15 protein-coding genes are annotated in these 24,190 nt (G+C 51.8%); 10 read left to right on the top strand and 5 right to left on the bottom strand.

Translation table 11 applies throughout. The features are described from left to right. Positions 1–96 precede the first annotated feature (96 nt). The 6 genes from QF039_RS25885 (at position 97) to QF039_RS25860 (ending at position 7,297) form a co-directional block, all read left to right on the top strand. Positions 97–1,491 carry an MFS transporter gene (locus QF039_RS25885; RefSeq protein WP_003210044.1) on the top strand — a complete coding sequence of 465 codons (1,395 nt, stop codon included), beginning with the start codon at positions 97–99 and terminating at the stop codon, positions 1,489–1,491. 9 nt (positions 1,492–1,500) lie between these two features. Further along, entirely contained in the window at positions 1,501–2,019 is a 519-nt protein-coding gene (locus QF039_RS25880) for a single-stranded DNA-binding protein (protein ID WP_003210042.1), read from the top strand. A gap of 141 nt (positions 2,020–2,160) precedes the next feature. Then, positions 2,161–3,375: a site-specific integrase gene (locus QF039_RS25875; protein WP_307521395.1), complete on the top strand. Its 1,215-nt coding sequence runs from the start codon at positions 2,161–2,163 to the stop codon at positions 3,373–3,375. Further along, positions 3,365–4,882: a site-specific integrase gene (locus QF039_RS25870; RefSeq protein ID WP_307521393.1), complete on the top strand. Its 1,518-nt coding sequence runs from the start codon at positions 3,365–3,367 to the stop codon at positions 4,880–4,882. The genes QF039_RS25875 and QF039_RS25870 overlap by 11 nt, the downstream gene beginning before the upstream one ends. Further along, positions 4,875–6,878: an integrase gene (locus tag QF039_RS25865; RefSeq protein WP_307521391.1), complete on the top strand. Its 2,004-nt coding sequence runs from the start codon at positions 4,875–4,877 to the stop codon at positions 6,876–6,878. The genes QF039_RS25870 and QF039_RS25865 overlap by 8 nt, the downstream gene beginning before the upstream one ends. Positions 6,879–6,880: 2 nt before the next feature. Further along, positions 6,881–7,297: a hypothetical protein gene (locus tag QF039_RS25860; protein WP_307521389.1), complete on the top strand. Its 417-nt coding sequence runs from the start codon at positions 6,881–6,883 to the stop codon at positions 7,295–7,297. 179 nt (positions 7,298–7,476) lie between these two features. On the opposite strand, the gene QF039_RS25855 is transcribed toward QF039_RS25860, so the two are convergent. From QF039_RS25855 to QF039_RS25845, 3 genes are all read right to left on the bottom strand, one after another. Then, a complete protein-coding gene (locus QF039_RS25855; protein ID WP_307521387.1) occupies positions 7,477–7,770 on the bottom strand; it encodes a hypothetical protein in 294 nt (97 codons plus the stop codon). Between the two features lie 629 nt (positions 7,771–8,399). Beyond that, positions 8,400–11,237: an ATP-binding protein gene (locus QF039_RS25850; RefSeq protein ID WP_307521385.1), complete on the bottom strand. Its 2,838-nt coding sequence runs from the start codon at positions 11,235–11,237 to the stop codon at positions 8,400–8,402. A gap of 16 nt (positions 11,238–11,253) precedes the next feature. Further along, positions 11,254–13,377 carry a CHAT domain-containing protein gene (locus QF039_RS25845; RefSeq protein ID WP_307521383.1) on the bottom strand — a complete coding sequence of 708 codons (2,124 nt, stop codon included), beginning with the start codon at positions 13,375–13,377 and terminating at the stop codon, positions 11,254–11,256. A 321-nt stretch (positions 13,378–13,698) separates the two neighbouring features. Between QF039_RS25845 and QF039_RS25840 the strand changes: the two genes are divergently transcribed. Next, positions 13,699–18,657, top strand: a complete 4,959-nt coding sequence (locus QF039_RS25840) for an AAA domain-containing protein (protein ID WP_307521382.1) — start codon at positions 13,699–13,701, stop codon at positions 18,655–18,657. Further along, positions 18,650–20,206 carry a hypothetical protein gene (locus QF039_RS25835; protein ID WP_307521380.1) on the top strand — a complete coding sequence of 519 codons (1,557 nt, stop codon included), beginning with the start codon at positions 18,650–18,652 and terminating at the stop codon, positions 20,204–20,206. Before QF039_RS25840 ends, QF039_RS25835 begins: the two co-directional genes overlap by 8 nt. A gap of 511 nt (positions 20,207–20,717) precedes the next feature. Here the strand turns inward: QF039_RS25835 and QF039_RS25830 are convergent. Further along, a complete protein-coding gene (locus QF039_RS25830) occupies positions 20,718–21,626 on the bottom strand; it encodes a LysR family transcriptional regulator (RefSeq protein WP_174717791.1) in 909 nt (302 codons plus the stop codon). Between the two features lie 103 nt (positions 21,627–21,729). Between QF039_RS25830 and tam the strand changes: the two genes are divergently transcribed. Beyond that, entirely contained in the window at positions 21,730–22,491 is a 762-nt protein-coding gene (gene tam / locus QF039_RS25825) for a trans-aconitate 2-methyltransferase (RefSeq protein ID WP_102370003.1), read from the top strand. A gap of 12 nt (positions 22,492–22,503) precedes the next feature. On the opposite strand, the gene QF039_RS25820 is transcribed toward tam, so the two are convergent. Then, positions 22,504–23,055 (bottom strand): cysteine hydrolase family protein, encoded by a 552-nt coding sequence (locus QF039_RS25820; RefSeq protein ID WP_087692337.1) that lies wholly within the window; start codon positions 23,053–23,055, stop codon positions 22,504–22,506. Between the two features lie 95 nt (positions 23,056–23,150). Between QF039_RS25820 and QF039_RS25815 the strand changes: the two genes are divergently transcribed. Continuing rightward, positions 23,151–24,131, top strand: a complete 981-nt coding sequence (locus QF039_RS25815; RefSeq protein ID WP_307521376.1) for a GlxA family transcriptional regulator — start codon at positions 23,151–23,153, stop codon at positions 24,129–24,131. Positions 24,132–24,190 lie beyond the last annotated feature (59 nt).

Here is a 24,190-nt window from a genome sequence, read left to right as displayed (position 1 = left end):
GCAGCCTTACATGAAAGCTGCGCGGCAAAGCGCCGCATATACCCTCTCAATCGATGGGACTGGTAGAATCGCCGCCGGTTCACACGAGGTTTATCCATGCACGATCCCCACAGCGAACGCATGAGTGGCAGCGAGACCCGCGCAGCAAGCGGTCTGGCCCTGGTGTTCGCATTCCGTATGCTTGGCATGTTTATGGTGTTGCCGGTGCTGGCGACCTATGGAATGGATCTCGCAGGAGCGACCCCGGCCCTGATCGGCCTGGCGATTGGCGCCTATGGCCTGACCCAGGCGCTGTTTCAGATTCCGTTCGGCGTCATTTCCGACCGCATCGGCCGCCGGCCGGTGATCTACCTCGGCCTGATCGTCTTCGCCCTGGGCAGTGTGCTTGCGGCCAATGCCGACTCTATCTGGGGCGTGATCGCCGGACGCGTCCTGCAAGGCGCCGGCGCGATTTCCGCCGCCGTCATGGCACTGCTCTCCGACCTGACCCGCGAACAACACCGTACCAAGGCCATGGCCATGATCGGCATGACCATCGGTCTTTCGTTCGCCGTGGCGATGGTAGTCGGCCCGCTGCTGACCCGCGCGTTCGGCTTGCACGGTCTGTTCCTGGCCACCGGTGGCATGGCGCTGTTCGGCATCGTGATTGTCGCCTTCATGGTTCCGCATTCCACGGGGCCGTTGCAGCACCGTGAGTCGGGCGTCGCCAAGCAGGCATTGCTGCCGACACTCAAGCACCCGGACTTGTTGCGCCTGGATTTGGGTATCTTCGTATTACACGCAATGCTGATGTGCAGCTTCGTCGCCTTGCCCCTGGCTCTGGTGCAAAAAGCCGGGCTGCCCAAGGAGCAGCACTGGTGGGTGTACCTGACCGCGCTGCTGATTTCGTTCTTCGCCATGATCCCGTTCATCATCTATGGCGAGAAGAAACGCAAAATGAAACGAGTTCTGCTGGGCGCCGTCGCGACATTGATGCTCACTGAGCTATTCTTCTGGCAGTTCGGCGACAGCCTGCGGGCGCTGGTGATCGGCACGGTGGTGTTCTTCACCGCGTTCAACCTGCTGGAGGCTTCACTGCCTTCGCTGATCAGTAAGGTTTCACCGGCCGGCGGCAAAGGCACGGCGATGGGCGTGTATTCCACCAGCCAGTTCCTCGGTTCTGCACTGGGCGGGATCATGGGCGGCTGGATGTTCCAGCATGGCGGTTTGTCGGTTGTGTTCCTGGGATGCGCAGGTCTGGCTGCCCTCTGGCTAGCCTTTGCTGTTACCATGCGCGAACCTCCCTATGTGACGAGCCTGCGCTTGCCGTTATCGCCCGAAGCGATCCGCGAAGCCGGTCTGGTCGAGCGCCTTAAGGCCGTTGTTGGGGTTACGGATGCTGTGGTTGTTACTGAAGAAGCCGCCATCTACATCAAATTGGACACCGAATTATTGGATCGCGCGACGCTCGAGCAACTGGTCAACCCAGTGCCGACAGCGCGCCCAGCCTAGGAGAACGTTATGGCCCGTGGGGTTAACAAAGTCATATTGGTCGGTACATGCGGCCAGGATCCCGAAGTTCGCTACTTGCCGAACGGTAACGCCGTGACCAACCTGAGTCTGGCGACCAGCGAACAGTGGACCGACAAGCAAACCGGCCAGAAGGTCGAGAAAACCGAATGGCACCGTGTGTCGATGTTCGGCAAGGTTGCAGAGATCGCCGGTGAATACCTGCGCAAAGGTTCGCAGGTCTACATCGAAGGCAAACTGCAAACCCGCGAGTGGGAAAAAGACGGCATCAAGCGTTACACCACCGAAATCGTGGTCGACATGCAAGGCACCATGCAACTGCTGGGCGGCCGTCCACAGGGCGACCAACAGGGCCAGGGCGGCATGTCCAACTCGGCGCCGCGTCCACAGCAGCAGTCCCGTCCGCAGCCAACCCAGCAGCCACAGCGTGAGTCGCGTCCAGCGCCACAGCAGGCCGCTCCTCAGCCGGCAGCCGACTTCGACAGCTTTGATGACGATATTCCGTTCTGACTTACACCTGAGAACAAACTGTAAAGTATTGTCCTGAGACCCCCGCCCTGCGGGGGTTTTCCATTTTCGCATAATGTAAAAGCCGATTGTTCGCCATCCACAAGTCTCCTACCATGCAAAAAAGTTAAGAGTGGAGGCTTTATGACGCTGTCGGTCAGAAGGTTTACAGGCAATGATGGGGAACGCCACGCGATGTTGATGGACGAGGCGGGTATGCCTCTCTTCTATCCCGCACTCTGGGTAACCGTGATCCTCCGCGGAGGGGCACGGGCCGTCAACACGATCCATAACGCACTGAGTGCGATCAAATGTCTCTACGCCTGGCAGGATGTCTACGCTTTAGATGTCGAGGAGAGATTTTCCACAGGCGCACTTTTGAAGGCTAACGAGGTCCATTCGCTTCGAGATTTCCTGCAGGAGTCTCGGCGGCAGAAGGCAGGCGGGAAGGTTGTTCCGTTCTCGCATAAGCGAAAGGCAGTAAGTTCTAGCAGCCAGTATGCCCGGATGACGGTAGCTGCAGAGTATCTTGAGTTTCTTGCTAGACGACTCAGTCCATCATCAGAAGCCGCCGAGAAGCAAATCGCCGCGATGGTGGCCCAGATAAAGGCCAATCGTCCTAATCAAACGACAAAGACGATGGGCGGTGAACGAGACGACAAACATCTAGAAGATTCGGTTCTGGATGCCTTGGAGACAAAGCTGAAGCCTGGTGCGGAAGAGAATCCGTTCACAGACTATTCCGTCCAATTTCGAAATGCCCTCATGTTCGCCATTCTTCGTACTACCGGGATGCGACGCGGAGAACTACTCAACCTGAAGGTTGACGATATCGATTTTTCAGTGGACACCCTGAGGATCGTTAGACGACCCGATTCACAGCAAGATATACGCCGTTACCAGCCGGTAGCAAAGACACGCGAACGCCAATTTCCCATTGATGCGGAGCTCGCGAACCGCATCCATGAATATGTCGCGCGACACCGCAGCCGGCTCAATGCTGCTAAGAGGCATGGGTATCTTTTTGTTGTTCACAAGGAGGGCCCGTATCAGGGAGCGCCTATGTCTAACTCTGCCTTCAGTAAGTTTATTGAGGGCTTGAAGGTGATAGTTGGGACCATTCACGCTCACAAACTTCGGCATCATTGGAACTATACATTTTCAAGCCTGAGCACCGAAAAAGGTTTGCCAGTTGCAAGAGAGGAAAAGCTGAGGTCGTACCTGATGGGGTGGGAGCCCACGTCTGGCACAGCTGCAATATATAACCGCAGGCATATCAAGAAAGAAGCGGGCGAATCCATGCTGGCGCTCCAACGCAAGATGCTGGCCAAGAAATTGGACAGCCCAAATGAACAATAATCCGTTGGAGCTACACACCTTAGCCGCTAAGCGATTTGTTGCGCGGGATGGCTATCAAGTCGAATTCAATGCGCCAAGCTGGAAGCTCAGCAAAGACGTTAGCTTTCCGGTCTCAAATGCTTCTCAATTTCTGGCATGCCAGATATTCGAGTCGTACAGAGATGTGTTGGCTTTCTTTGCAAAAGGTAACTCACCGAAGTACGTTGAAGCTCTGCACTATCGGGCTGTGCATTATTTTTCTGCGATGAGCGCACTGCCGCTATTCAGCGTAGAGTCAATCATCTCCTATCGTGCCTTGCTTGGACGGAAAGGCGAACCTGCATTAGCTGTGCTGCGAGCATTTATCAGAAAATGGGCTTCGCTTGGGTATGAAGGTATCCCGCCTGAGACCATCCACCTTCTATCCAAGTGGCGGCTTTCCGGTGGAGATCGGGGAAACCCTGTGCGCTCGATGTGCCCTGAGCGGGGGCCTCTGACGGATATCGAAATGGAGGCGGTTCTCACAGGCGCTATTCAATCATTTGACGCAGGCCAACTGTCGCTTTCGGATATGTCGCTTGCAATGACCGTAATGATGACGGGGCGTCGACCGATTCAAATAACGGCGCTCAAAGTTGGCGACTTACACCGCCTCTACGATAAGTACTACTTGAATGTACCGCGGGCGAAACAACGTAATGATGGTGGGTGGCGGAAGACGTTCAAGCAAGTGCCAATCGTGGAAGATCTTTGGCTGCAACTGCAGCAGCAGGCTGACCTGGTGTATCGAGAGTTTGAGATGCTGGATACGGTAGCTTCCAAACTTCGAGATAAGTTGCCCTTGTTTCCAAATTATGCGGCCTTCAATAAATCTGAAGAGCTTGTCGCGCAGCTCGACAGCGACAGACTGCATATGCGAGTTGAGGCTCTGCAGAAAACGATGGCCAAAGTCGCAGAAAAGATATCGATAAACAGTGAGCGAACCGGTGCACCAATTCTGATTAATGCTTACCGCTTTCGCTATACCCTAGGCACTAATCTCGGGCGCGAAGGTAAGGGCGAGTATGTTATCGCAGAAGCACTTGATCATACAGATACACAGCACACCGGTGTCTATGTCAAAAACTTGCCAGAGATCGTAGAGCGAATCGATAAAGCTGTCGCATATCAGCTTGCCCCGATCGCGCAAGCATTTCAAGGGGTTGTAATCAAGACCGAAGATGAGGCGCGACGTGGCAGCGACCTTAGGAGCCGCATTTCGAACGGCACCGAGAACCTGGGAAACTGCGGAAGCTATGGGTTTTGTGGTGCGCTGGCGCCTATCGCCTGCTACACCTGCAGCCACTTCCAGCCTTGGCGCGATGGTCCGCACGAAGGTGTGCTCGACCATCTGCTGCAAGAGCGCGCCAGAATCCTAGATTTAACCAGCGACCGTAAGATTGCTTCGGTCAATGACCGCTTGATTCTTGCCGTCACCGATGTTGCTGTCCGCTGCAAGAAAATGAAAGAGGAGGCAGCTCGTGGCTGAATTACTGCTTTTCACACCGAAACACGAGCGCGACTGCCGTAAGAATCTCGCGGAATTCGTAGAGATGTGCCGCTACCGGCTGACGGTGTTCGGCGAAGACCTGGACTGGGACGCGGACAATTGGCCTGGCGTAGCGAACTTCACCGTAATTGGTGCCAATTCGCGGGGTTTTAAGCCCGAGCACCTTCTGGATAACGAGATAATGCCATTTGCCAAAGCCTATCTTAGATACCAACAAGGGCATAACCCGACAAAACTGAAAAATGAATTAAAGGCACTTCGCTGTATCGAAAAAGCTCTGCTCCAATCGTGCGGCCGTGCTGATATTACATTGGTTAGCGCTCGCGTATTGGACGTTGCGGCGTGTGTTGCCCGGGAATACAAGGCTACCTCGTATCAAGCTGGGATACAGCTCGTTAGGCTGGTTGGGTTCCTCAATGAGTCGAACATCATCCATAAGAACGTTACATGGAGAAATCCGTTTCCGAAGCCCAAGGAGTTGGATAGGACTGACACAGAAGGAAAGCGAAAGAGAGCTGCGAAGATTCCATCACATCAGTGCCTAGAATACATGGCGGAGATTTTTGCGAACGATCCGCAGGATCCTCGGGACCGTTTTACTTCTTCAATCTTTGGTCTTCTGATGTGCGCGCCGTCGCGGATCGCCGAAGCCCAAGATTTACCAGTCAATTGCTTGCATCATGAGGAGGATAGCCAAGGCGTCAAGCGAATGGGGCTTCGATGGTGGGCGGGCAAAGGATTCGGATGTGACATCAAATGGATACCTACCATATTCAAGGATGTAGCCCAAGAGGCGGTCAGGCGATTGACAGTTCTCTCCGAATCAGGCCGGCAGTTGGCGCGATACTACGAGGGGAGTCCGGACAAATTCTACCGGCATCAATGTTGCCCTGACGTTGATGAAAATGAACCACTTACTCTACGGAAGATTGAGGAGGCGCTAGGGCTGAAACCGAACGAAGGTAATTCAATCACGCAGTTCTTCAAAAACTATGAGCCGTACCGTGCGCTTCGCAACGCCGGAAAACCAGTAACGCTGGCATTTCTGCACAGCTATTGCCTTAGCCAGCTTCCAAAAGGTTGGCCGTGGTTGAGAAAGGACTTAGGCGTTAAGTACTCGGATGCACTCTGCTGTTTTCGAGCTCATGAACTTCGTACCGATTTAAATACGAGCCCCGTATTGCTCTGGTTTCCAGATAGTAATGCGTTCACAGATGATTTGAAGGTGGTGGTTGGTCGGAAGAAGAAGAGTATTTGGCAGCGGCATGGTTACAGGAATCCTGATGCATCGACAATACACATGACCTCGCACCAAATTCGACACTTTCTCAATACAGCAGCCCAACGTGGAGACCTTGGTCAGTTAGATATCGCAAAATGGTCTGGAAGGGCAAATATTCATCAGAACCCTGTCTACAACCATATGGCGGATGTTGAGTATGTGGCGGTCGCACGGGAAGCTGGTATCGGCAAAGGGCTTGTCGAGAAAATCAAGGTTAACGCGCCGGTCACATTCAGCGATCTGCAGGCTGTCGGCGAAGGGGTGGCGCATGTCACCGAGTTCGGCTTCTGCGTCCACGATTATTCGATGGTTCCATGCCAGCTTCATCGTGATTGCTTGAACTGTACGGAGCAAGTGTGCGTTAAGGGCGATGCCGAAAAACTAGAGCGCTTGAAGCTGCTGCGTGTCGGTATTCATTTGCAGTTGGAAAAAGCTAAGGTCGCCTCGACCGAAGGTATATATGGTTCGGATCGATGGACGCAACACCAACGTAATACGTTGGAACGAGCGGACGCACTTATTGACTTGCTGGTATCGCCTCAGACGCCGATGGGCTCACTCATTCGGCTTAGCAATAATCAGGCGCACAGTCCTCTCAAGAGGGCTATCGCTGCGCGCTCATCGGAGCTTGGGCTGAATCAGTCACCGGTCCCCGATATCGATGAAGTTCGTTTGCTTTTGAAGGGAGTTTAGATATGGCGAAACATCTCACTGTAAGAAACATTGATGTGCTCGTTGCACTGATTGACGCTTGGGAAGGAAAATTGACTTGGGAGGCCGTATGTGATGAAGGGGCGAAAGTTATTGGCTCACGCCCTACACGACAGACGTTGAACGCTCATGAGAAGGTAAAGACAGCCTATTTAAGCCGAAAGGCTAGAGTGAAAGCTGGTCATGTTCCTACTAAAAGACCGGCTAGTTTAAATATTGCAGAACAGCGAATTCGACGGTTGGAGGGCGAGAATAATCGTTTAAAAGACGAAAATGAAAGGTTGCTAGAGCGGTTTGCGAGATGGCAATACAACGTTTATAAACACGGAATGTCAAAGGAGATGTTGGATGCTCCATTACCGCCTGTTGATCGCGATTCGTCGGAGAGGCCGAAGACTTGACTTAATTAAGTTCGTGCCCTCGAGTTGAATTTTATTTCAGGCGAGATTTGCTCTAAGCAAACTGGAAAATCTGAAGTTTCAACTTGGCGTCCGTTAAGGATACATATAAAATCAACTTCTTAGCTGGTAGTTGGACAAGCATTCGGGTCCTTTGCAGCACTTTCTTAGTTGTAAATAAATTACGTAGGCACGTCGGAGCGAATGCCTAGCTCTATTTCAAGAGCCTGGATAACAGATAGAACGATCTTAAACGAGGGGTCTTCTTCTCCCAAAAGAAAGTCGGGCATGGGGTCAGGTTTATCTTTGATTTTTTTAGAAACTAACGCCACTCCTCTGGCGCGAACTGCCATTCTTAAGAAATTAACTATAAAATTCGCATCTCCAGTCTTCAGTACATCATCGAATAGTACTTTTAAGTCTTCAGAATTTTTAAGGTAGGCAGTAAGATTGTAGTTTTTTAGTTTTTCTGTCATTTGTAAAGGTCCCATGCAGATGCTTAGTAATTTGAGGCATGCTACCAGCAAAACTTGTGACGTAAATGCATTAGAGGGTAGCTCATCCCTGAACGATATCGTGCAAGGATGAGCTAACATAGCTCACCGGTCGCATCATGAATGATGGTGAACCGTTTTAGAGCCGAGGTAGCATCGTAGCAAACGTGGGGTCGTCAAGAAGGGCTCTCCTAAGCATCAGGTACGCCGTATCGTCCTCGCTATCGTCTGGAGCCTGTGAATCAGAATGTTTCGGAGCGATTTGCTTCTTCTGACAGTGGGGACGTCGCGATGCTCTGAGCCGGATGGGGATGATGTGTCGCTAGACTAAGGCTTGAACTCAGAGGGGCCAATCAATTTTCTCCCCGTCTGGGATTGATAGCTTTAGCTATAGGGCCAGTCACCTCTTTCTTTGCAAGGGGTCATGGTGTCAAATCACCGGCTGCCCTCGCAGGCAGGTTTATGCTTCATTTTGAAGGATATTCCTGCATGCGCAGCGGAATATTTCTGGGATTTCCCGAACCCCCGAGTAATCGGTCCGAGGCTGAGTTACCGGTTATTATGAACTTGTAGGAATTAAGTCACAATAGGGTGTACAGAACGCATTAATTTTAAATTGCAGAAATTTGTTGCCACTGCTCAATATATGTCATATCCGCATCTATTGATGACAGCAAGGCTTCGCAAGTTTTTTTGCTCTCGACAAAGTTGTCTATGGTTTCTGCTTTTGCGTGCGTCATAAATTGCACGTCATCTAATTTTCGGTTGGCCATATTAAGTTTTTTTTCTAGAAGCTCTTTTTCTGAAAGTAGCGCTGCGCATAAATCATCAGGAAATAGCTGATACTCTAGCTTGGTGATTGCTGTGAAAATATCTTTAACTTCAGAGCTTGTTTTGGAGTGAACAAAGTTTAGACCGGTTTCATCAAATGCATGGTGCTCCTGATTTTGACCCCTCCAGTTGATGAGGTCTTTCTTTATAGTATTTAGGTAGGTGGCATCCTTGGCCACGGCTGCTTCAATCAGGTCGTACATCGACTCCAAGCTAATTTCCAAAAGGTTGTTAGGCTTGAGATGTCGCTCTGTAAATACACCGGTTATCGAGCATTTGTTAGTTATGCAATACTTTACTACTATGGTTTCTAGCCATATGCGACAGTATACTAGGGCTTGTCTTACATCTGATACGGTAAGTGCTGCTTGCACTTTGCTTGAAAACCCAGAACTGTATTCAATTACTGTCAGCCCTTTGTTGGTGTACTTTAAGGTCCTGCTAGTAAAAGTTTCGTTGCTCTTCTCTGGTGCTCCCGTGTTGCAGTACCTTTCCCAGAATAAACGATCATGGGTTGTGATGATTTGTTGAATGGATTTTAAGTACGGATCGTTAAACATTAGTTTGATTATGTTAGCTCGATGGTCGGAATCTATAGCATTTACAACGTCATCAAATACGATAAAGGGAAATTTGTACTTTTCTGCAACTGCGAGTAAAAGTGCTAACCCCAGTGACCTAAGGTGGCCCTCGCTAAGAGAGGAAAATGCATCGTGTACTAAATTATCCGCTAAGCGAATTTTGATTCTGTATCCTGTTGTCTGCCTGTCAAATTTTATAGCATAGATTTTTTCGCAATCATCATCGTGTTCGTTGATCTTCTGATAATAGTACGTGGCTTTATTTTCAATGCCGGTTATTTGACTTTCTTCAACCTCTAGCTTGTACTTTAAAAGGTCGCTATACAATGTCTGATATTGGGATTGAATGTCAGTGAGTAGGTTGTTGTATTCATTTTCAGTGTTTAGGTCATGGTTATATAGTTTTAGTGTGCCGTAGAACTCCCTCAGTGTGCCTGCAAGACCTCGAATTCGTTTCAATGAGTCTTGAACAGCGCTTTTTTTAATTTGTATGTTTAGTATTGATGCTTGCAGTGCATCTATCTGTGATTGTTTTTCTAGATGTAGCGTGTTGTTGTCTTTTCCTTGTAGTACCATTTCGTGGCATTTTTCTAGGTAAGCTAATATTTCATTTTTGTTCGACGTAAGCCATTCAATTCCGAGAGCTACAAGTGATCTGTGCTCTGAAGGTAAGAGCGTATGCATGTTGAGAGCTGCTAAGTTTTCTATATTCGTGGCAAAATCACTTAAAGCTATCCCTTTTGTATTGTTCTCTTGTGTTGCGTTGATTAGGCTTTTTATGATTTTGGTGCACGTTATTAATTTCCCTTCGTTTACTTTAAGGCCCTCTTGCAATGCTTTCAAAGTCTCAAAGCGATTTAGTTCTTTTTTGGCTCGAATGAAAGGATTCTCTACTGTGTCATCAACCGGCGTTAAGCAAGCGGGGCATCTTAGATTTTCATCTTGTGATTCCCCTATTTTATCAACCGCCTCGAACAATTTTTGGAAGTCAATCTCTGATAGATTATCCGCTAGATCTGCTATAGAGGTGTCATAAGAGAATACGGCTTTACGCAGTGTTCGCAACACTGCTTCATATCTGTGCTTAGTGATGTACTGTGGGAGAGAAAGTTTTTTAAGGTTTCTAAGTTTATCTTCCTTATATGCGAGAAGACGTTTTTTATATTCAAACCGTTTCCCCATTTCGAATCGGTCGTAACGATCTATTCCAAGCTCTAAACATATTTCCTTTCTGTTGTTGCATATTTCTTGGAGGTGTTGTTTTTTTGTGTCTAGTTGTTCTCTATGACGGTTTTTTAAGATTTCAATTTTTTCTTTAGTTGAATATGATTTTAGGTGATCCAAATTAAAACTTTTTGGAAGCACAAAGCGCTGTATTAGCTCCTCAATTTCCTCAAGCCCAAATAGGGCTGCTAATACATCGCGTTCGACAAAGCTAGTATCTTTTGAACCTAGAAGTGAAAATTCTTGAAGTCGATTCCGATCTATAAAACAAGTAGACCATTGGGGGCTGCTTACAAAGTTAGAACCATCCGATGCCTTAAGAACCAGATTTACCTTTTCTTGGCCGCGACGAATATATTCATTAAGCTTTGTATGGCGGCGATCAGCTTCCTTTAACGAACCTGTAACGTTGTACTCAATGGCCTCACATAGGGAAGTCTTTCCGCCACCATTTGGCGCATAAAATATATTCTTCCCCGATGAAAACTTAATGTAGGTGCCTTTGTCGTCGCTAGGCAGAGATCCAAACCCGCGGAAATTCTTTACCCTCATCGCACCGAGAGATTTTAACTCTATTGGGCTAGCTAATGTAAGCGCTTGACGGCTATTTAAAAGTTTGACGTATTTTTCCTTGCGGCGAGTAATGTTGATTTTTAATATGTCTCTTCCCCGTTTACTTAGTTCGTCCTTTATTTTGTCACTTAACTTGCCTTTCTCTAGTTTTCTCGAAAATACAATCCATAAAGAAATTAGATAGCCTTGTGATTTGTCATCGAGATTTGCTTGGGCAAACTGTTCAATATGAAGCGCCATGCTTTTCTCGCTTTGGTTATTGAGTGGTGTGTTTTTTATCAGTCAATATTATTAAGGTTTCTGGCCGGCCAAGCTGGCAGTAATTCATCGTCTCCATCATTGGATGGTGATTTTTTATCTGGTCGATAAAGTGGCTAGGGGGTAGTGATGTCAGTTTGGCTAGCTTTTCAAGAATATCTTCGTGCCAATTCGGGTTTAGTGAGTTTATATTCTTACTTGCCTGAAGGTGAATTTCGTTATATTGGATGTCACTAATCAGTGCTAAGTCGTCTCTGAAATAATGGAGCATGTCTGTTGTGTAGGACATTTTAAAAAAGGTACTGATCATGCTTCGCCAGGAAATTGCATTAAAGTCTAGTGCCTTTAAGACTGGCAGGAAGCTGTCTATCCTAAACAAAATCCTAGCCATAAAGATTGCAGACCGCGTCGCTTCTACGGGTAAAAACGTTCCAATAACACTAAGTGCACCTGATCTAAGTAGTCCATTAGCTACAGATGCATGGGAGCCGTTTATTGGGCTAGTCAGGCATGCACTGAGCATAACTATAGGTGGGATTCTTGCTTTTTCGTATAAGTCCCATGTGTTTAACTTCTCCTCCCCGATTGCAAGCCAACTAATTCCCTCAGGACCGTCATGGTCGCCATGACAGTCAAAAATCACAATCGCACCGCTGTAGCTATTCAATGCAGATATTGTTTCTTCGATTGTTTCGACGTCAATGAATTCTACGGTGAGGCCATGCTTGAACGGGAAGGTTTCAGTTGCTACTTGAAGATAGCTTTTAATTGGGTCGCATGGTCGGAATGAGCGTATTACTAATATATCCAGCAGTGAGTTTTTGTGTATGTATTTTTTCTGCCCTGCGAAGCTGAGTTGCATCAGCATGTTTCCCGGTGTTGCTGGTATCTTCGATACTTCGTGACTAATCATTAGCGGTAGCTTGTCGAAGTATAGCCACTCTATTGGGGCGTCGCTTATTATCTTGCAAGCACCGCTTTTCGTATTTATGTAATTGATCAGTTTTTTGTCTATGTCGTCGACGAAGTCTTCCGATATTTTTCTAAAGGCTTGCTGGAATTTTTGGCTTGAATTAGGGTTCTCTTTTTGCGAAAGCTGTTCAATTTCCTTAAGCTGTTTCGATCTGAGATTTACACTATTAGGTAGCCGAATTGCGGGTAAAAACTCACTGGTGGCTATGAAGGCCGCACAAAGGTTCGTTATAAAAAGCTCTTTTTGTCGTGTAGCTATTATTAAATGAGCCATCGGGTCATGATATGGATTGTTTTCGTCAGCTCCCTCAACGGATATTCCAGAGTATTGACGGTTTTTGAATATTCCATTTTTTATTAATTTGCGGTGCCATTTTAATTTTACTTTTCGTAAGATTTGATTCCAGTAAATGCCATTCATGTCTTGGTATTTTGTAAATATGGATGGTGCATATAACACGACTTCTTGGCGGCCGTCATATATTTTGGTGTTTATTATGTTGAATATTGAGTCCGCGTTTTCCAGCATTGCGTCTACATAAGAGTCAGGGTTGGATGCGATTAAGGTTTCTGATTCTGTAAATTCAAAGCCCAGGGCGTGGTGTGTTAGTTCTCCAGCTAGTGTGACGCCGGAAGAGCGATTAGGGAAAGGAACCTTGAGGTTGTAAGTGTTCCTGGTTTTTTTCGACGGGTGTTGGCCTGTTCTGTGTAAGTGAACTGATATGTATTGATCGAGTAATTGGGATAAGGGTGTGGTTTGGTTTTGAAGGTTTATTACGTCATAGGTGTCATGATCGATGAGGCTTACAATGAGTGGAGGATATTTAAACTTTTTACAGGCTCGTATGACGGTTTCTAAATCTATCGGGCGACAAAAGAAAATGCAAAAGCGCTCGCTATGTGTGTCAGGAACGGAATCTATATACGAGGCGCTTATAGGAGTTGCATTTTTGAAAGAAGATTCGCGCCTTGATTCAAGTAGTTGTTCATATGTATAGAAAATTTCAAATGGAGTATTTGGTGCGCAGCACAGGGCGTGAAATAACAGTATTGATTCTGCTTCTGCTAACCCAGGATGGAACCCCTGAAAGGTAGTGAATTTTTCTTCCGTGAGGGCAGGGATTACAAAAAAATAGTGAATTTCTTCCATGATGACTCCGCTAAGCGTGTTGATCCAGCTATCGAAGCTTAGCTCGGGCAATGTCTATATGCTATTACACGCTCACAGGGAGAACCAAACAGCCAGTCCGATGTGGCTGATCTCTATGGGCACAATGCCATCATTCAGATACCATTTGCATCAATCGGGATACAGGGACAAGCCTACGGGACTTATCTGTGTCTGAAGCTAGCACTGACAGCGTTTATTAAAAGCCAGCAGGAGCTGTGGCTGAGACGAGCTGGTTGCCAAGGAGGCACTATTCCCTAGGCGCCGCTTCATGGGCTGCAGGTCGGCAACAGGGAAGCCATTATGCAAATCGTCGTTCGGGGCAATGGGTTGCACAAGAGCGAGACAAACGCTCTGGATCAGATGCAAAGGCACCTGCGTGAGAGCTGGTTCGGTTACGCATCGGTATTGGTTGCGGATAAGCAGGGTTCGATGGAGTTCGACCTCATTGTCGTGACGCATGACCGCGTGCTCGTGGTCGAACTCAAAGAATGGCACGGTAAGCTGACCAACTATGATGGCAACTGGATCATTACCACCCCGCGTGGCGAGCAGAACAGGGGCAAAAGTGCCTATCACCGCAAGCGAGACCAAGGGTATCGTCTGGCGGCCATTCTCAAAAAAGAAATAGGACATAAGCTGTCCTACGACCCCTTCGTCGAAGCGCACGTGGTGCTCTGTGGTAGCGCGACGCCTGAGCATCTGCCTGAAGGGGAGCGCAAGTACGTTCACACCCTTGAAGGCTTTCTGAAGATCGCGGGCAAAGGCTACGAGAGCTTGGTTCAGCAAGTGCGAATGATCAAGTTCGACGAAGTGGGCAGGCTAAGACCCAACAAAGCCCAGCCCATTTTCGACAGCTTCTTTCGTGGTAATCGTGTAGAGCTTGCTGAATTCCAATACCTGGAATACACCGCTGCTCATGCCCCAGACCGCATGCATGATCAGCATCTGTTCAGTGAGTACCCCGCCACCAAAGCCGGCCCTCCTGTTAGCAAGGCCATGATGCGTCGCTGGGACTTGGCAGCTTTAGGGTTGGCATTTCACGACGATGAGACTTGGCGCCGTGTGGTGACGCGAGAAGACTTTGTCTTTCGCACCGCCAGCGCTGCGAACAGCCCGTTAGAAGATTTTCTTCTCAGGCCTTTGTCCCCGATGGTTGAGGACAACATCACCAGTGACTGCGTCGAGTTGTTCGAGATTCGCAAGAACACCCTGCGTCTTGAGCAGCACCTGAATCTGCATGGCCACAAATGGTCGGTTGACGAACGTCTTGACCTTACCAAGGCTTTATTGGCGCCCTTTGCCGAAATGCACAGTATGGGTTTTGCGCATCGGGACATCGACACGCAGAACCTTTGGTACTCCCAGGATTCGCGCATCGTCTTGGCCTCCAGTTTCCACGCCGCCTTCGTGCCTGACAAAGGCACGGTCAAGGATCTGGCCGAACGCCTAAAAAGCAACACGACTCTCCTTCCCGAAGATGTATATGCCTCACAGGGTGATGTACTCAGCCCGTTTGCCAAAGACGTCTACCTGCTGGCCCTAGTCGCCCACAAGATTTGTTTTCACTGCGCCAAGTTTGTCTTGGAAGAAGGCATTTGCGTATGGCGCTCAGTGGCCAGTGATCCCTTCGATGGCAAGCTGGACGGATTCTTCGCCAAGGCAATGGATCTAGAGCAGAAGAACCGCTTTGCTAATGCTTCTGAAATGCTTGCTGAATTTAACACGCTGGCGATCGGCAAACCGCTGCAATATGACGATACCCAGGAGGTCATGCAGGAAATTGCCAAGGGCGATTTCGTCAAGGCTGATTGGAACCCCTACATGCTGATGAGCTACTTCCCGCCAGCGCCAGGGGTCGTTCCTATCGGCACTGCAGAGAAAATGGTTTATCGGTGTGTGTTTGACTCTGAAGAGGCACTATTCAAGTTCTGGCCGAAGGCCGTGGTCGACCTGAAGAATCCGGGCACCAACCGCCGTATCCTGCGCATGAGAAAGCGCATCGAGCAGTCTCTTGAGGACGAATTGCCACTGCCGGCGCTGCTGACCCATGGCATGTTTGCGGGCGGCAATGGACTGTTTGTCGTCACGCGCTTCGAGCAGGGCACCGGCTGGCCTGAATTTGTTACGACCTTGGACAACCTTGAGAAAAAGCTGGAGGCCGCTTCGGCACTCTGCAATCTGCTGATCAATGTGCATGGCCGAGATTTTGCTCATGGGGATCTGCATCCAGACAACATTCTGGTTCGTTCAAGCGGTGAGTGCGAGCCTCTTTCGCTGATGTTCATTGACGCACTCGATTTTGGCGACACCTCTGATCCCTACAATGTCGAATACGGCCCGGCCAACCCGGCCAGCACCGACAGCTTTGGTCGCGACTGCTATGCGCTCTACAAGATCGTAGGCGAGCTCCTAGGAGCTGAAGCCCCCACATCTCTGGTCGCCGAGTTAGCTTTGGCTAAAGAGCAGCCGAACGGAATTCCCGTTGCCATTGATCCGCTGAGCGAAAGCCTCAAGGCAGAGCTCGAAGCTCTTCGAAAGCCTAAGGCAGCAGAATTACCTGTACTGAAATTTGTCGCTGACGTCTTCCGGTGGCCCACAGAAGAGACATTACTTCAGGGCAGAGAGTCTGCGTATTACCTGTACGTCGAGCGCGCTGACCGCAATCCAGAGCAGCTATACATCAGGCTGACCGCGCTGGATAGGCGTCTGGCATTCAATTTTGATCCCGTGCACCAGACGCTGTCTTCGCCTTGGCTATCCGATGTGTCGTTCAGCGATTACATTTCGGCAGGGCACAAAGCTCAGGCTACCTTCATCCAACCCATCACCGTTCAAAAAGGTATTTCAACCAAGGCTACCGATGAGGCGTTCGTACGCTTTCTGCTGAGCCAAGAGCCCGTGCAGAGCTTCCTGAAGAAACCCGAGTCGGTGTCAGGTGAAGAGGAGGGAGGTGAAGAAACTGACGAGTTCGCCGATCAGAGCATCAAGCCATCGGCTATCTGGAAGGCAATGCTCGAAACCGAAGGTGACCAGCTGAGGCGCGTCGAAATCGAGAATGCCGCCTTTGAAGAGAGCCCTAGTGGCGCACTACTCATTCCCTATGTGCCGCAAAATGGCCAGGATCTAGACTTCAACGAAGATGCCGGTGACATCGGCATCTTCCTGGAGGGCGAGAACCGCCCGTTTGGTGAGGTGGTGGCCGAAGAGTGCAGTTCAACACGAATGGCTGTGCGCATTTTTTCTGCCGGCATTCGCAGCGTTAAACAGAAGCTGACGCCAGGCACGGAGCTTATTTTTGAGTCCAAACTCAATAACGCCTCTCGCGAGCGCCGCAAGAAGGCCATGGAGCGCGTGCTCAACGGAGTGTCCCGAATTGCTCACCTCCCTGTCTACTTCGATCAAGCCGGGGCCTTGCAGTCCAAGGTGACTGGCAAAATCCCTGATGAAGTTGCAATTAGAGAGCGCTATGACTCGGATAAGGGGCAACTCAATCCACGCCAAGTCATCGCTTTCCAGCGGGTCATCTCCGAAGGGCCGATCGGTGTATTGCAGGGGCCGCCTGGCACCGGGAAAACCGCCTTCGTCACCAAGCTTATCCACTACCTGTTTGAAAATGAGTTGGCGGGTAACATCCTGCTGGTGGGGCAATCACATGCCTCGGTGGACACGGTCGCGCTCAAGGCCCGCGAACTCTGCTCAGAGCTCGGCACTGACGTCAGCGTCGTTCGCCTGGGCCACGAATCGGCCATCGACGATCAGATGCTCCAGTGCCATTCCAGCTCAATTCAGCGCCAGATCCGCTTCAAGTTTCAACGTGAGTACGAAAAGCGGATCAATGCCTTGGCTTCCCGGCTTATGCTCAGCCAAGATCTGGTCGAGGAACTGGCCAAGCTGCACCGTAGCATCAGTCCGCTTCTCGATCGTATGCGCACCTACACCAAGCAGAGGGACGATATCGCTTCTAAGCGCCAAATCAGCGAAGAAATCCGCATCGATAGGGTGATGGACTATGACAGTAAGATCAAAAGCTGTGTCGAGTCACTGCAGCATCACATGGACAGCCGGGGTTATGAGTTCACCCTGCCATCGCCCAACGCGCCGGAGTTCTGGCGCGAGCTGTCCAACCAAGTGGCGCGCCAGCACGGTGTAACCAATCAGTTGGCCCTGCAGCGCCTGAACAATCTGATCAGCATCAGCCAGGACTGGATCGATGTTTTGGGCTCGGGAGCGGCCAACTACGACAAGTTTCTGGTCAAGACCTCCCAACTGGTGTGCGGCACCCTGGTAGGCATTGGAGCGGGTGCCTTGCACATCGAAGAGATGGAGTTCGACTGGGTCATCGTCGACGAGGCAGGCCGGGCGCAAGCTTCGGAACTCATGATTGCCATGCAGTGCGGGCGCCGCGTTTTGCTGGTGGGCGACCACAAGCAGTTGGCCCCCATGTACGAGAAAAAACACGTGCGCGCAGTGGCCAGGAGTCTGCAGATTGATGAGCGTGAAGTGGTCAAGACCGACTTCGAGCGCGCCTTTACGGTGAACAACGGCATTACCCTTGATACTCAGTACCGAATGATTGAGCCGATTGGAAACATTGTCAGCCACTGTTTCTATAACGACGAGCTGCACAGCTACCGCAAGAAAGCGGATTCGTGGTGCGATGAACTTCCGTATCCGTTCAACAAACCTGTCAGCTGGATCGATAGTGGTTCGGGAGAACGCGCGGTCAATGAGGATGAGCCCCAGAAGGGTAAATTCGTCAACAAGCATGAGGTTGCGATTTGCTTGCACTTGCTGCGTCAGCTCGCAAGACCCGAACACATGGAAAAGCTGAATGCCAAACGTACGCCGATGAATCCTCAACCCATAGGGCTCATCACCATGTACCGAGGTCAAAAGCGCTTGATCGAGGAAGAATTGAGTCGTGCTGAGTGGGCGGCACCGCTTCGAGATGCAGTCAGAATCGATACGGTTGACTCGTACCAAGGCAGCGAAAACACGTTATTAATTCTTAGCTTGGTGAGGAACAATGACAAAGGACTACAAGGCTTTCTTGTCGATCAATCGCGAATCAATGTTGCCTTGTCGCGGGCCAAAGATCGCTTAGTCATCATCGGTTCCAAGAAAATGTGGAGCGGAGTGAATACGCCAACTGCACTAGGGAGTGTGGTCAGTTATGTGACCGAGCAGCATGCCAAATCACCTGATGATTACGAAATCGTAGATGGCACCACTGTGATCGAGGGTCAGCGCCATGAGTGAAGAATACCAAGCTGTTGATGCCTCAGGCTTTCGCATTTGCAACACAATCTCCCTGCTTTTGCCTGCATACCAGTATCAAATAAGCTGCTCATGGACGAAGGAAGTCTCCTTGCCTGCGGTGGAGGAGTTCACGTGTCGTCTGCTGTTGGCCTTGCACGAAGTGCTGCCTGGAGAGATTCGTGAGTATTTCGGCTTGTCCAAGCGCGAATGCGAGGTATTGATCGAAACGCTCATCCGAAACAAGCTGGCCGTCTACACGAATGACGGACATTTGACACCTTCAGCGATGCTCACAGATCGCACCAAGGGAAGCACATCGGCCAGTCCGAGTCTCACCAAGTATGAAGAGCGGATCGAGCGCCCGATTTTTGAGTTGCTGACCAAGACCATAATGCCGGCCAGTCAAAACAATCGCACTCGCTGGGGGCTGCCTCAAATTCCGGTGCCGGCGGAAAATAAAGCTTGGTCCGTTCAGGCTGTGGCAGATGCATTCGGCGACCAGTATCGCGCTTTTCTGGATTACTCCAAGCTGCCCGATTCCGAAGCTCGGAAGACCAGGCTCTATAAGGTTGGTGCATGCGATCAGGCGGCTCCAGTAAACATTCAGGTAGATCTGGAAATCGGTCTGCTGCCAACCCAGACGGGCAATGTTGAAGTCATCAAGCGCGTTGCCGAGAAAGTTGGCGGCACTCGCCAGCGCCCCTTAAGTATGGAGCTCGAAGCTAAGATTTCCGACTATCTCAATAGCTTACGGATGCCGAAGGGCGGCATGACTCCCCAAGCCTATTGCGAGGAGTTTGGGGATGAAGTGTTGACCCGCTATCTAGATGACCGAGGTCTGGATATCAACACGTGGCTGATCGATCATAAGGAACGCAGGACGGGCTACGGCAGCCAAGCCACTAGAGCTATGATCGGGCCGATTTACGACAACAACAACCGGATTACTTTGGGGCGGATGCTCGAAGACCTATCTCGGGACTGGCCAGAGGGTAAGGTTCACTCGGCATTGTGGCTGTCGAGCTCTGTGCCTCTGTGGGCAGCCAACGGGACATTGCTCAGCGACTTCTGCCGCAGGACCGTCGATAAGCTCAGTGAGGCGCCTCACGTCAAAGGTCGAATTACCGCTATCTTCCCATTCGATGAAAAAAGGGAGCTCGGCCAGCTGCGCAGCACATATCACAATCGGATTCCTAACGGAATCGCTTTCGAAGGATCGGATCTTCAGGATCGGTTCGAGATCTTCCTAGTCCCAGGGCAGTTGGCCGTGGTGCAGTACCACTTTCAGCCCAGTGACGAGAGCGCGGCGACGGTCCCGATTGGTTACATCACTTGTGACCCGCAGCGTGTTGCCCACATTGACAGCTTCCTAAATTCCCGACTGTTCGGGAGAGGTGAGGGCCATGTGGTGTGGAGTGAGGATTCTGAGCGAGACATCACTAACCATATGGAAAAGGATCGCCTGGAGCTGATTCAGTCCAGTGGTCTCGGACTTCCGATGTCTAGCCAAGTGAAGCTCACAATCAAGAAGCCGCCTAGAAAAATATAGTGGGTTATAACGGGCTGCTTTAGAATTTTTACAGCTCTATACGTTCAGCTCAACGGGGCGTTGTATGCACGCGGCGCCTCGGTCGAGGCGCCATACATAAGTGCTCCATTCAATTTTAGGCTGATGGAGGCGGATGCTACAAACGTGACTCCAGGCGTTTAATGGAAATCGTTTGGCACTCTATGTTCTGAGGCTCGTACCGTTGGTCTGAATTTAAGCGAGGCTCAGACAAGCAGCTTGAGAAATACACTTATCGATTTTGTAAAGTTTTCCTAAGCCTTGCACGGCATAATTTACGAAAAACTTTACACTGATAAGAGGGCGGGGTAGTGATGATCCGTCCAATGCCCAATAAGATATGAGCTTAAGCCCACTCAGTCGTTCGTCTTGCTGAATGTCTGGTACTCATAACCCTTCTAAGGTCGCTTGAGACCCAGAACTGTCGCGTAACACCAGAAAACCCCCGGTGGCCTTGGCCCCGGGGGTTTTTCATTGCGGACACGGCAATCCGCTAAACGTCAGTAGAAGCGGCGCTCACCACCAACTCCCGAAACCTCTCCAATACCGACGACGTATCACCTACCCGGGTAGCCAGGTGCAACGGCGCCACCAGGCTCCGGCACTCCGAAAGCTCCCGATAAACAATCCCGTCGCCCCGCAACCGTTGCATTGAGGCAGGCACAATCGAAACCCCAAGCCCCGCAGCCACCAGGCTCAACGTCGCCGTCATGCGCGGCGCCTCTTGCACAACTTGCGGGCTGAAACCCGCTTCGCGACACGCCACCAGAATCGCGTCATACAACCCAAGCCCTACCCGGCGCCGATACAGCACAAACGCCTCGGTGGCCAATGCCGCCAATGGCAGCGGCGTCGACGGGTTGATAGCCAGTGGGTGGTCGGTAGGCAGCGCCAGCAACATTGGCTCTACCAGAATTGGCTGGTCCTGCAACGCCTGCGTCCCGCTCAGCGGCGAGCGAATGAACGCCGCGTCGAGCTTTTCGTGCAGCAACGCGTCCAGCAGTTCACCGGTACCGGCTTCTTCCAGTACCACTGAAACGCCGACAAAGGTTTCCCGAAACAGGCGCAGTACGCTGGGCACAAACGGATGCAAGGCGGCGGAGCTGGTGAAACCAATCGCCAGGCGTCCGCGTTCACCTCGGGCGGCGCGGCGCACAATGTCGGCCACACCATCGACGCCGGCCAAGATATGCCGCGCCTCTTCCAGCAAGGCCAGCCCCGCAGTGGTCGGGCGCACGCCTCGTGGCAGGCGCTCCATCAGCACCACACCCAACTCGGCTTCCAGACTTTGCAACAGGCGCGTCAATGGCGGTTGCTGCATGCCCAGTCGTTCTGCCGCGCGGGTGATATAGCCTTCTTCGGCAATCGCGACGAAGGCCCTGAGCTGCCTGAGCTCCAGCATAGGAATACTTTTCAGGTATGGGAGATGATCAATCGTGGCATTTGTTCTCATGGATCACAAGATTTAGGCTGTCCTCACTCCTCACAGAAGAAGGAATGCCGCAATGACCTGGTCAGCCAAGCAATACTCGATGTTCGAACAACAGCGCACTCGTCCCGTCCGGGATCTGGTAGCGGCCATCCCTGAGGGTGATGTGCGCACCGCCGTCGACCTGGGTTGCGGCCCGGGCAATTCGACTGAAGTCCTGGCTGATCGCTTTCCGCAGGCAGTGGTCACCGGCATGGACAGCTCCGATGACATGCTGGTGGACGCCCGCAAGCGCCTGCCCGCGTTGAACTTCGAATTGGCGGATATCGGCGCCTGGAACCCCGCGCAGAAATTTGACGTCATCCTCGCCAATGCGTCGCTGCAATGGCTGCCTGATCACGCCACGCTGTATCCGCATTTAGTCAATCAACTGACCTCCGGCGGCACCCTGGCGGTGCAGACGCCCGACAATCTTGACGAGCCGGCCCACAAGCTGGCGCGGGAAGTCGCGGCGGACGGCCCGTGGGCCGCAAAGATCGGCAGCGTCAAACACAATGAACGCCATACCGCGAGCTACTACTTTGAGTTGCTGAGCCAACACTGTTCCACCGTGGATGTATGGCGCACCACTTACCACCATCCGCTGGCAGGTTCCGCCGCGGTGGTGGAGTGGTTCAAGGGGTCGGCATTGCGTCCGTTCCTGGCGCCCCTGACCGAGTCAGAAAGGAACGCCTTCCTCGACGAGTACCTGGCGCGGATCACCAAGGCTTATCCAGCGTTGGCCGATGGCACTGTGTTGCTGCCGTTTCCGCGCCTGTTCATCATCGCTACCCGGTAAGCGCGGAGAAGGTCAATCGGCGGACAAGAACTGTTCCGCCGATACCACGCTCGCATAAGCAAACCCCAGCGACGACATAAACGCCGCATGCACCTGGGCTGCCGGCACGACGCTGCCATTGAATTCCAGGTCCCGCGTGGCGCAGGCATCGTGGATCACCGTCACGGTGTAGCCCAGGTCCGACGCGGCGCGCACCACGCCGTCGATGCACATATGGCTCATGCTGCCCACCACCACCAGCTCGGTGATGCTGCGTTGTTCCAGCAGGGCCCGCAGGTTGGTTTCGCGGAACGCATTGACGAAATGCTTGAGCACCACCGGCTCGTCGGCCTGGTTCAGCACCTTGGGGTGCAGGTGTGCACCTTCCGAACCCGGGGTGAAGAAGGGGGCATCGTCGGAGGTGAATTCGTGGCGTACGTGAATCACCGCATCGCCTGCCTGGCGAAATGCCTGTAGCACTTGCTGCGCCTTGTCTGCCGCCGCGTCCACTCCGTCTAGCGGCCACTTGCCCTGGGGGAAGTAGTCGTTCTGGATATCGATTAGGATGAGCGCTTGCTTGGCCATGTTGGTTTCCTTGTGAGGGTTGATGCGTCCAGTATCCTGGCTGGCGTGACGCCTGGGGATTGGCCGCACCGACAATAACAGAGGGAAAACTGACAATGGCGATCGTCGAGCTCGGCGTGCTGATCTACAGCGGTGCGCAAATGGCCGCCGTGCATGGCTTGACCGACCTGTTCGCGGTCGCCAACCGGATTGCGACCGAGCATCAGTCCGAGCAACTGCCGTCCCTGCGCATCAGCCATTGGCAGGCTGAAACAGGCGGTGCGCCGACCCGCGTATTCGACAGCCAGCCCGGCCCAGGGCACGCGCTGACGGCCTTGCTGATTCCACCCTCCATTGCCGGCTTTTCCGAGGGCCAGGCGTCCGCCGAATTGCTGGATTGGCTGCGCCAGCAACATCGCTCCGGGACCATTCTGGGCGGCGTGTGCGTAGGTTCGATCCTGATGGCGGAAAGCGGCCTGTTGGACGGTCGCAGCGCCACCACGCACTGGACGTCGGCGAAAACCTTCGCCGCCCGTTATCCGGCGATTCGCCTGGAAGCCGACAAACCCATCGTCGACGACGGCGACTTGATCACCACCGCCGGCCTCATGGCCTGGTCCGAATTGGGCCTGCGCCTGGTGGACCGTTTGCTCGGCCCGAGCATCGCTGCCAGCACCGCGCGTTTCCTGGTGATCGAACACAGTGACAGCGCCAGTGAGTGCGGCAGTAACTTTGCGCCGATCCTTGCCCATGGCGACGCTGCGATTCTCAAGGTGCAACATTGGCTGCAGGCCAGCGGTGCGGTGGATGTTTCGTTGGCTGCCATGGCGCAGGAGGCGGGACTTGAGGAACGCACCTTCCTGCGACGGTTCCGCGCCGCCACCGGTTTGAAACCCACCGAATATTGCCAGCACCTGCGTGTCGGCAAGGCGCGCCAGATGCTCGAGTTCACCAACGGCACCATTGATCACATCGCCTGGACCGTGGGGTATCAGGACCCCGGCGCCTTCCGCGTCACCTTCAAGAAAATCACCGGGCTGGCGCCAAGCGACTACCGCAGCCGTTTCGGCGTAACCCCAACCAAGGCCCAAGCCTGAATCGTGCAGAAAACCGCGACACCGGGATCACATCGTGCAGAATAAAACAGGCCAAGTGC

This window comes from Pseudomonas sp. W2I6 (assembly GCF_030815935.1).
Taxonomy (GTDB): domain Bacteria; phylum Pseudomonadota; class Gammaproteobacteria; order Pseudomonadales; family Pseudomonadaceae; genus Aquipseudomonas.
Note: the sequence above shows the minus strand (reverse complement) of the source record. Positions and strands in the feature narration are given on the sequence as shown.

Coding starts and splice junctions, on each gene's coding strand:
- QF039_RS25885 (WP_003210044.1), top strand. CDS start 97: ATGCACGATCCCCACAGCGAACGCATGAGTGGCAGCGAGACCCGCGCA.
- QF039_RS25880 (WP_003210042.1), top strand. CDS start 1,501: ATGGCCCGTGGGGTTAACAAAGTCATATTGGTCGGTACATGCGGCCAG.
- QF039_RS25875 (WP_307521395.1), top strand. CDS start 2,161: ATGACGCTGTCGGTCAGAAGGTTTACAGGCAATGATGGGGAACGCCAC.
- QF039_RS25870 (WP_307521393.1), top strand. CDS start 3,365: ATGAACAATAATCCGTTGGAGCTACACACCTTAGCCGCTAAGCGATTT.
- QF039_RS25860 (WP_307521389.1), top strand. CDS start 6,881: ATGGCGAAACATCTCACTGTAAGAAACATTGATGTGCTCGTTGCACTG.
- QF039_RS25855 (WP_307521387.1), bottom strand. CDS start 7,770: ATGACAGAAAAACTAAAAAACTACAATCTTACTGCCTACCTTAAAAAT.
- QF039_RS25850 (WP_307521385.1), bottom strand. CDS start 11,237: ATGGCGCTTCATATTGAACAGTTTGCCCAAGCAAATCTCGATGACAAA.
- QF039_RS25845 (WP_307521383.1), bottom strand. CDS start 13,377: ATGGAAGAAATTCACTATTTTTTTGTAATCCCTGCCCTCACGGAAGAA.
- QF039_RS25840 (WP_307521382.1), top strand. CDS start 13,699: ATGCAAATCGTCGTTCGGGGCAATGGGTTGCACAAGAGCGAGACAAAC.
- QF039_RS25835 (WP_307521380.1), top strand. CDS start 18,650: ATGAGTGAAGAATACCAAGCTGTTGATGCCTCAGGCTTTCGCATTTGC.
- QF039_RS25830 (WP_174717791.1), bottom strand. CDS start 21,626: ATGCTGGAGCTCAGGCAGCTCAGGGCCTTCGTCGCGATTGCCGAAGAA.
- tam (WP_102370003.1), top strand. CDS start 21,730: ATGACCTGGTCAGCCAAGCAATACTCGATGTTCGAACAACAGCGCACT.
- QF039_RS25820 (WP_087692337.1), bottom strand. CDS start 23,055: ATGGCCAAGCAAGCGCTCATCCTAATCGATATCCAGAACGACTACTTC.
- QF039_RS25815 (WP_307521376.1), top strand. CDS start 23,151: ATGGCGATCGTCGAGCTCGGCGTGCTGATCTACAGCGGTGCGCAAATG.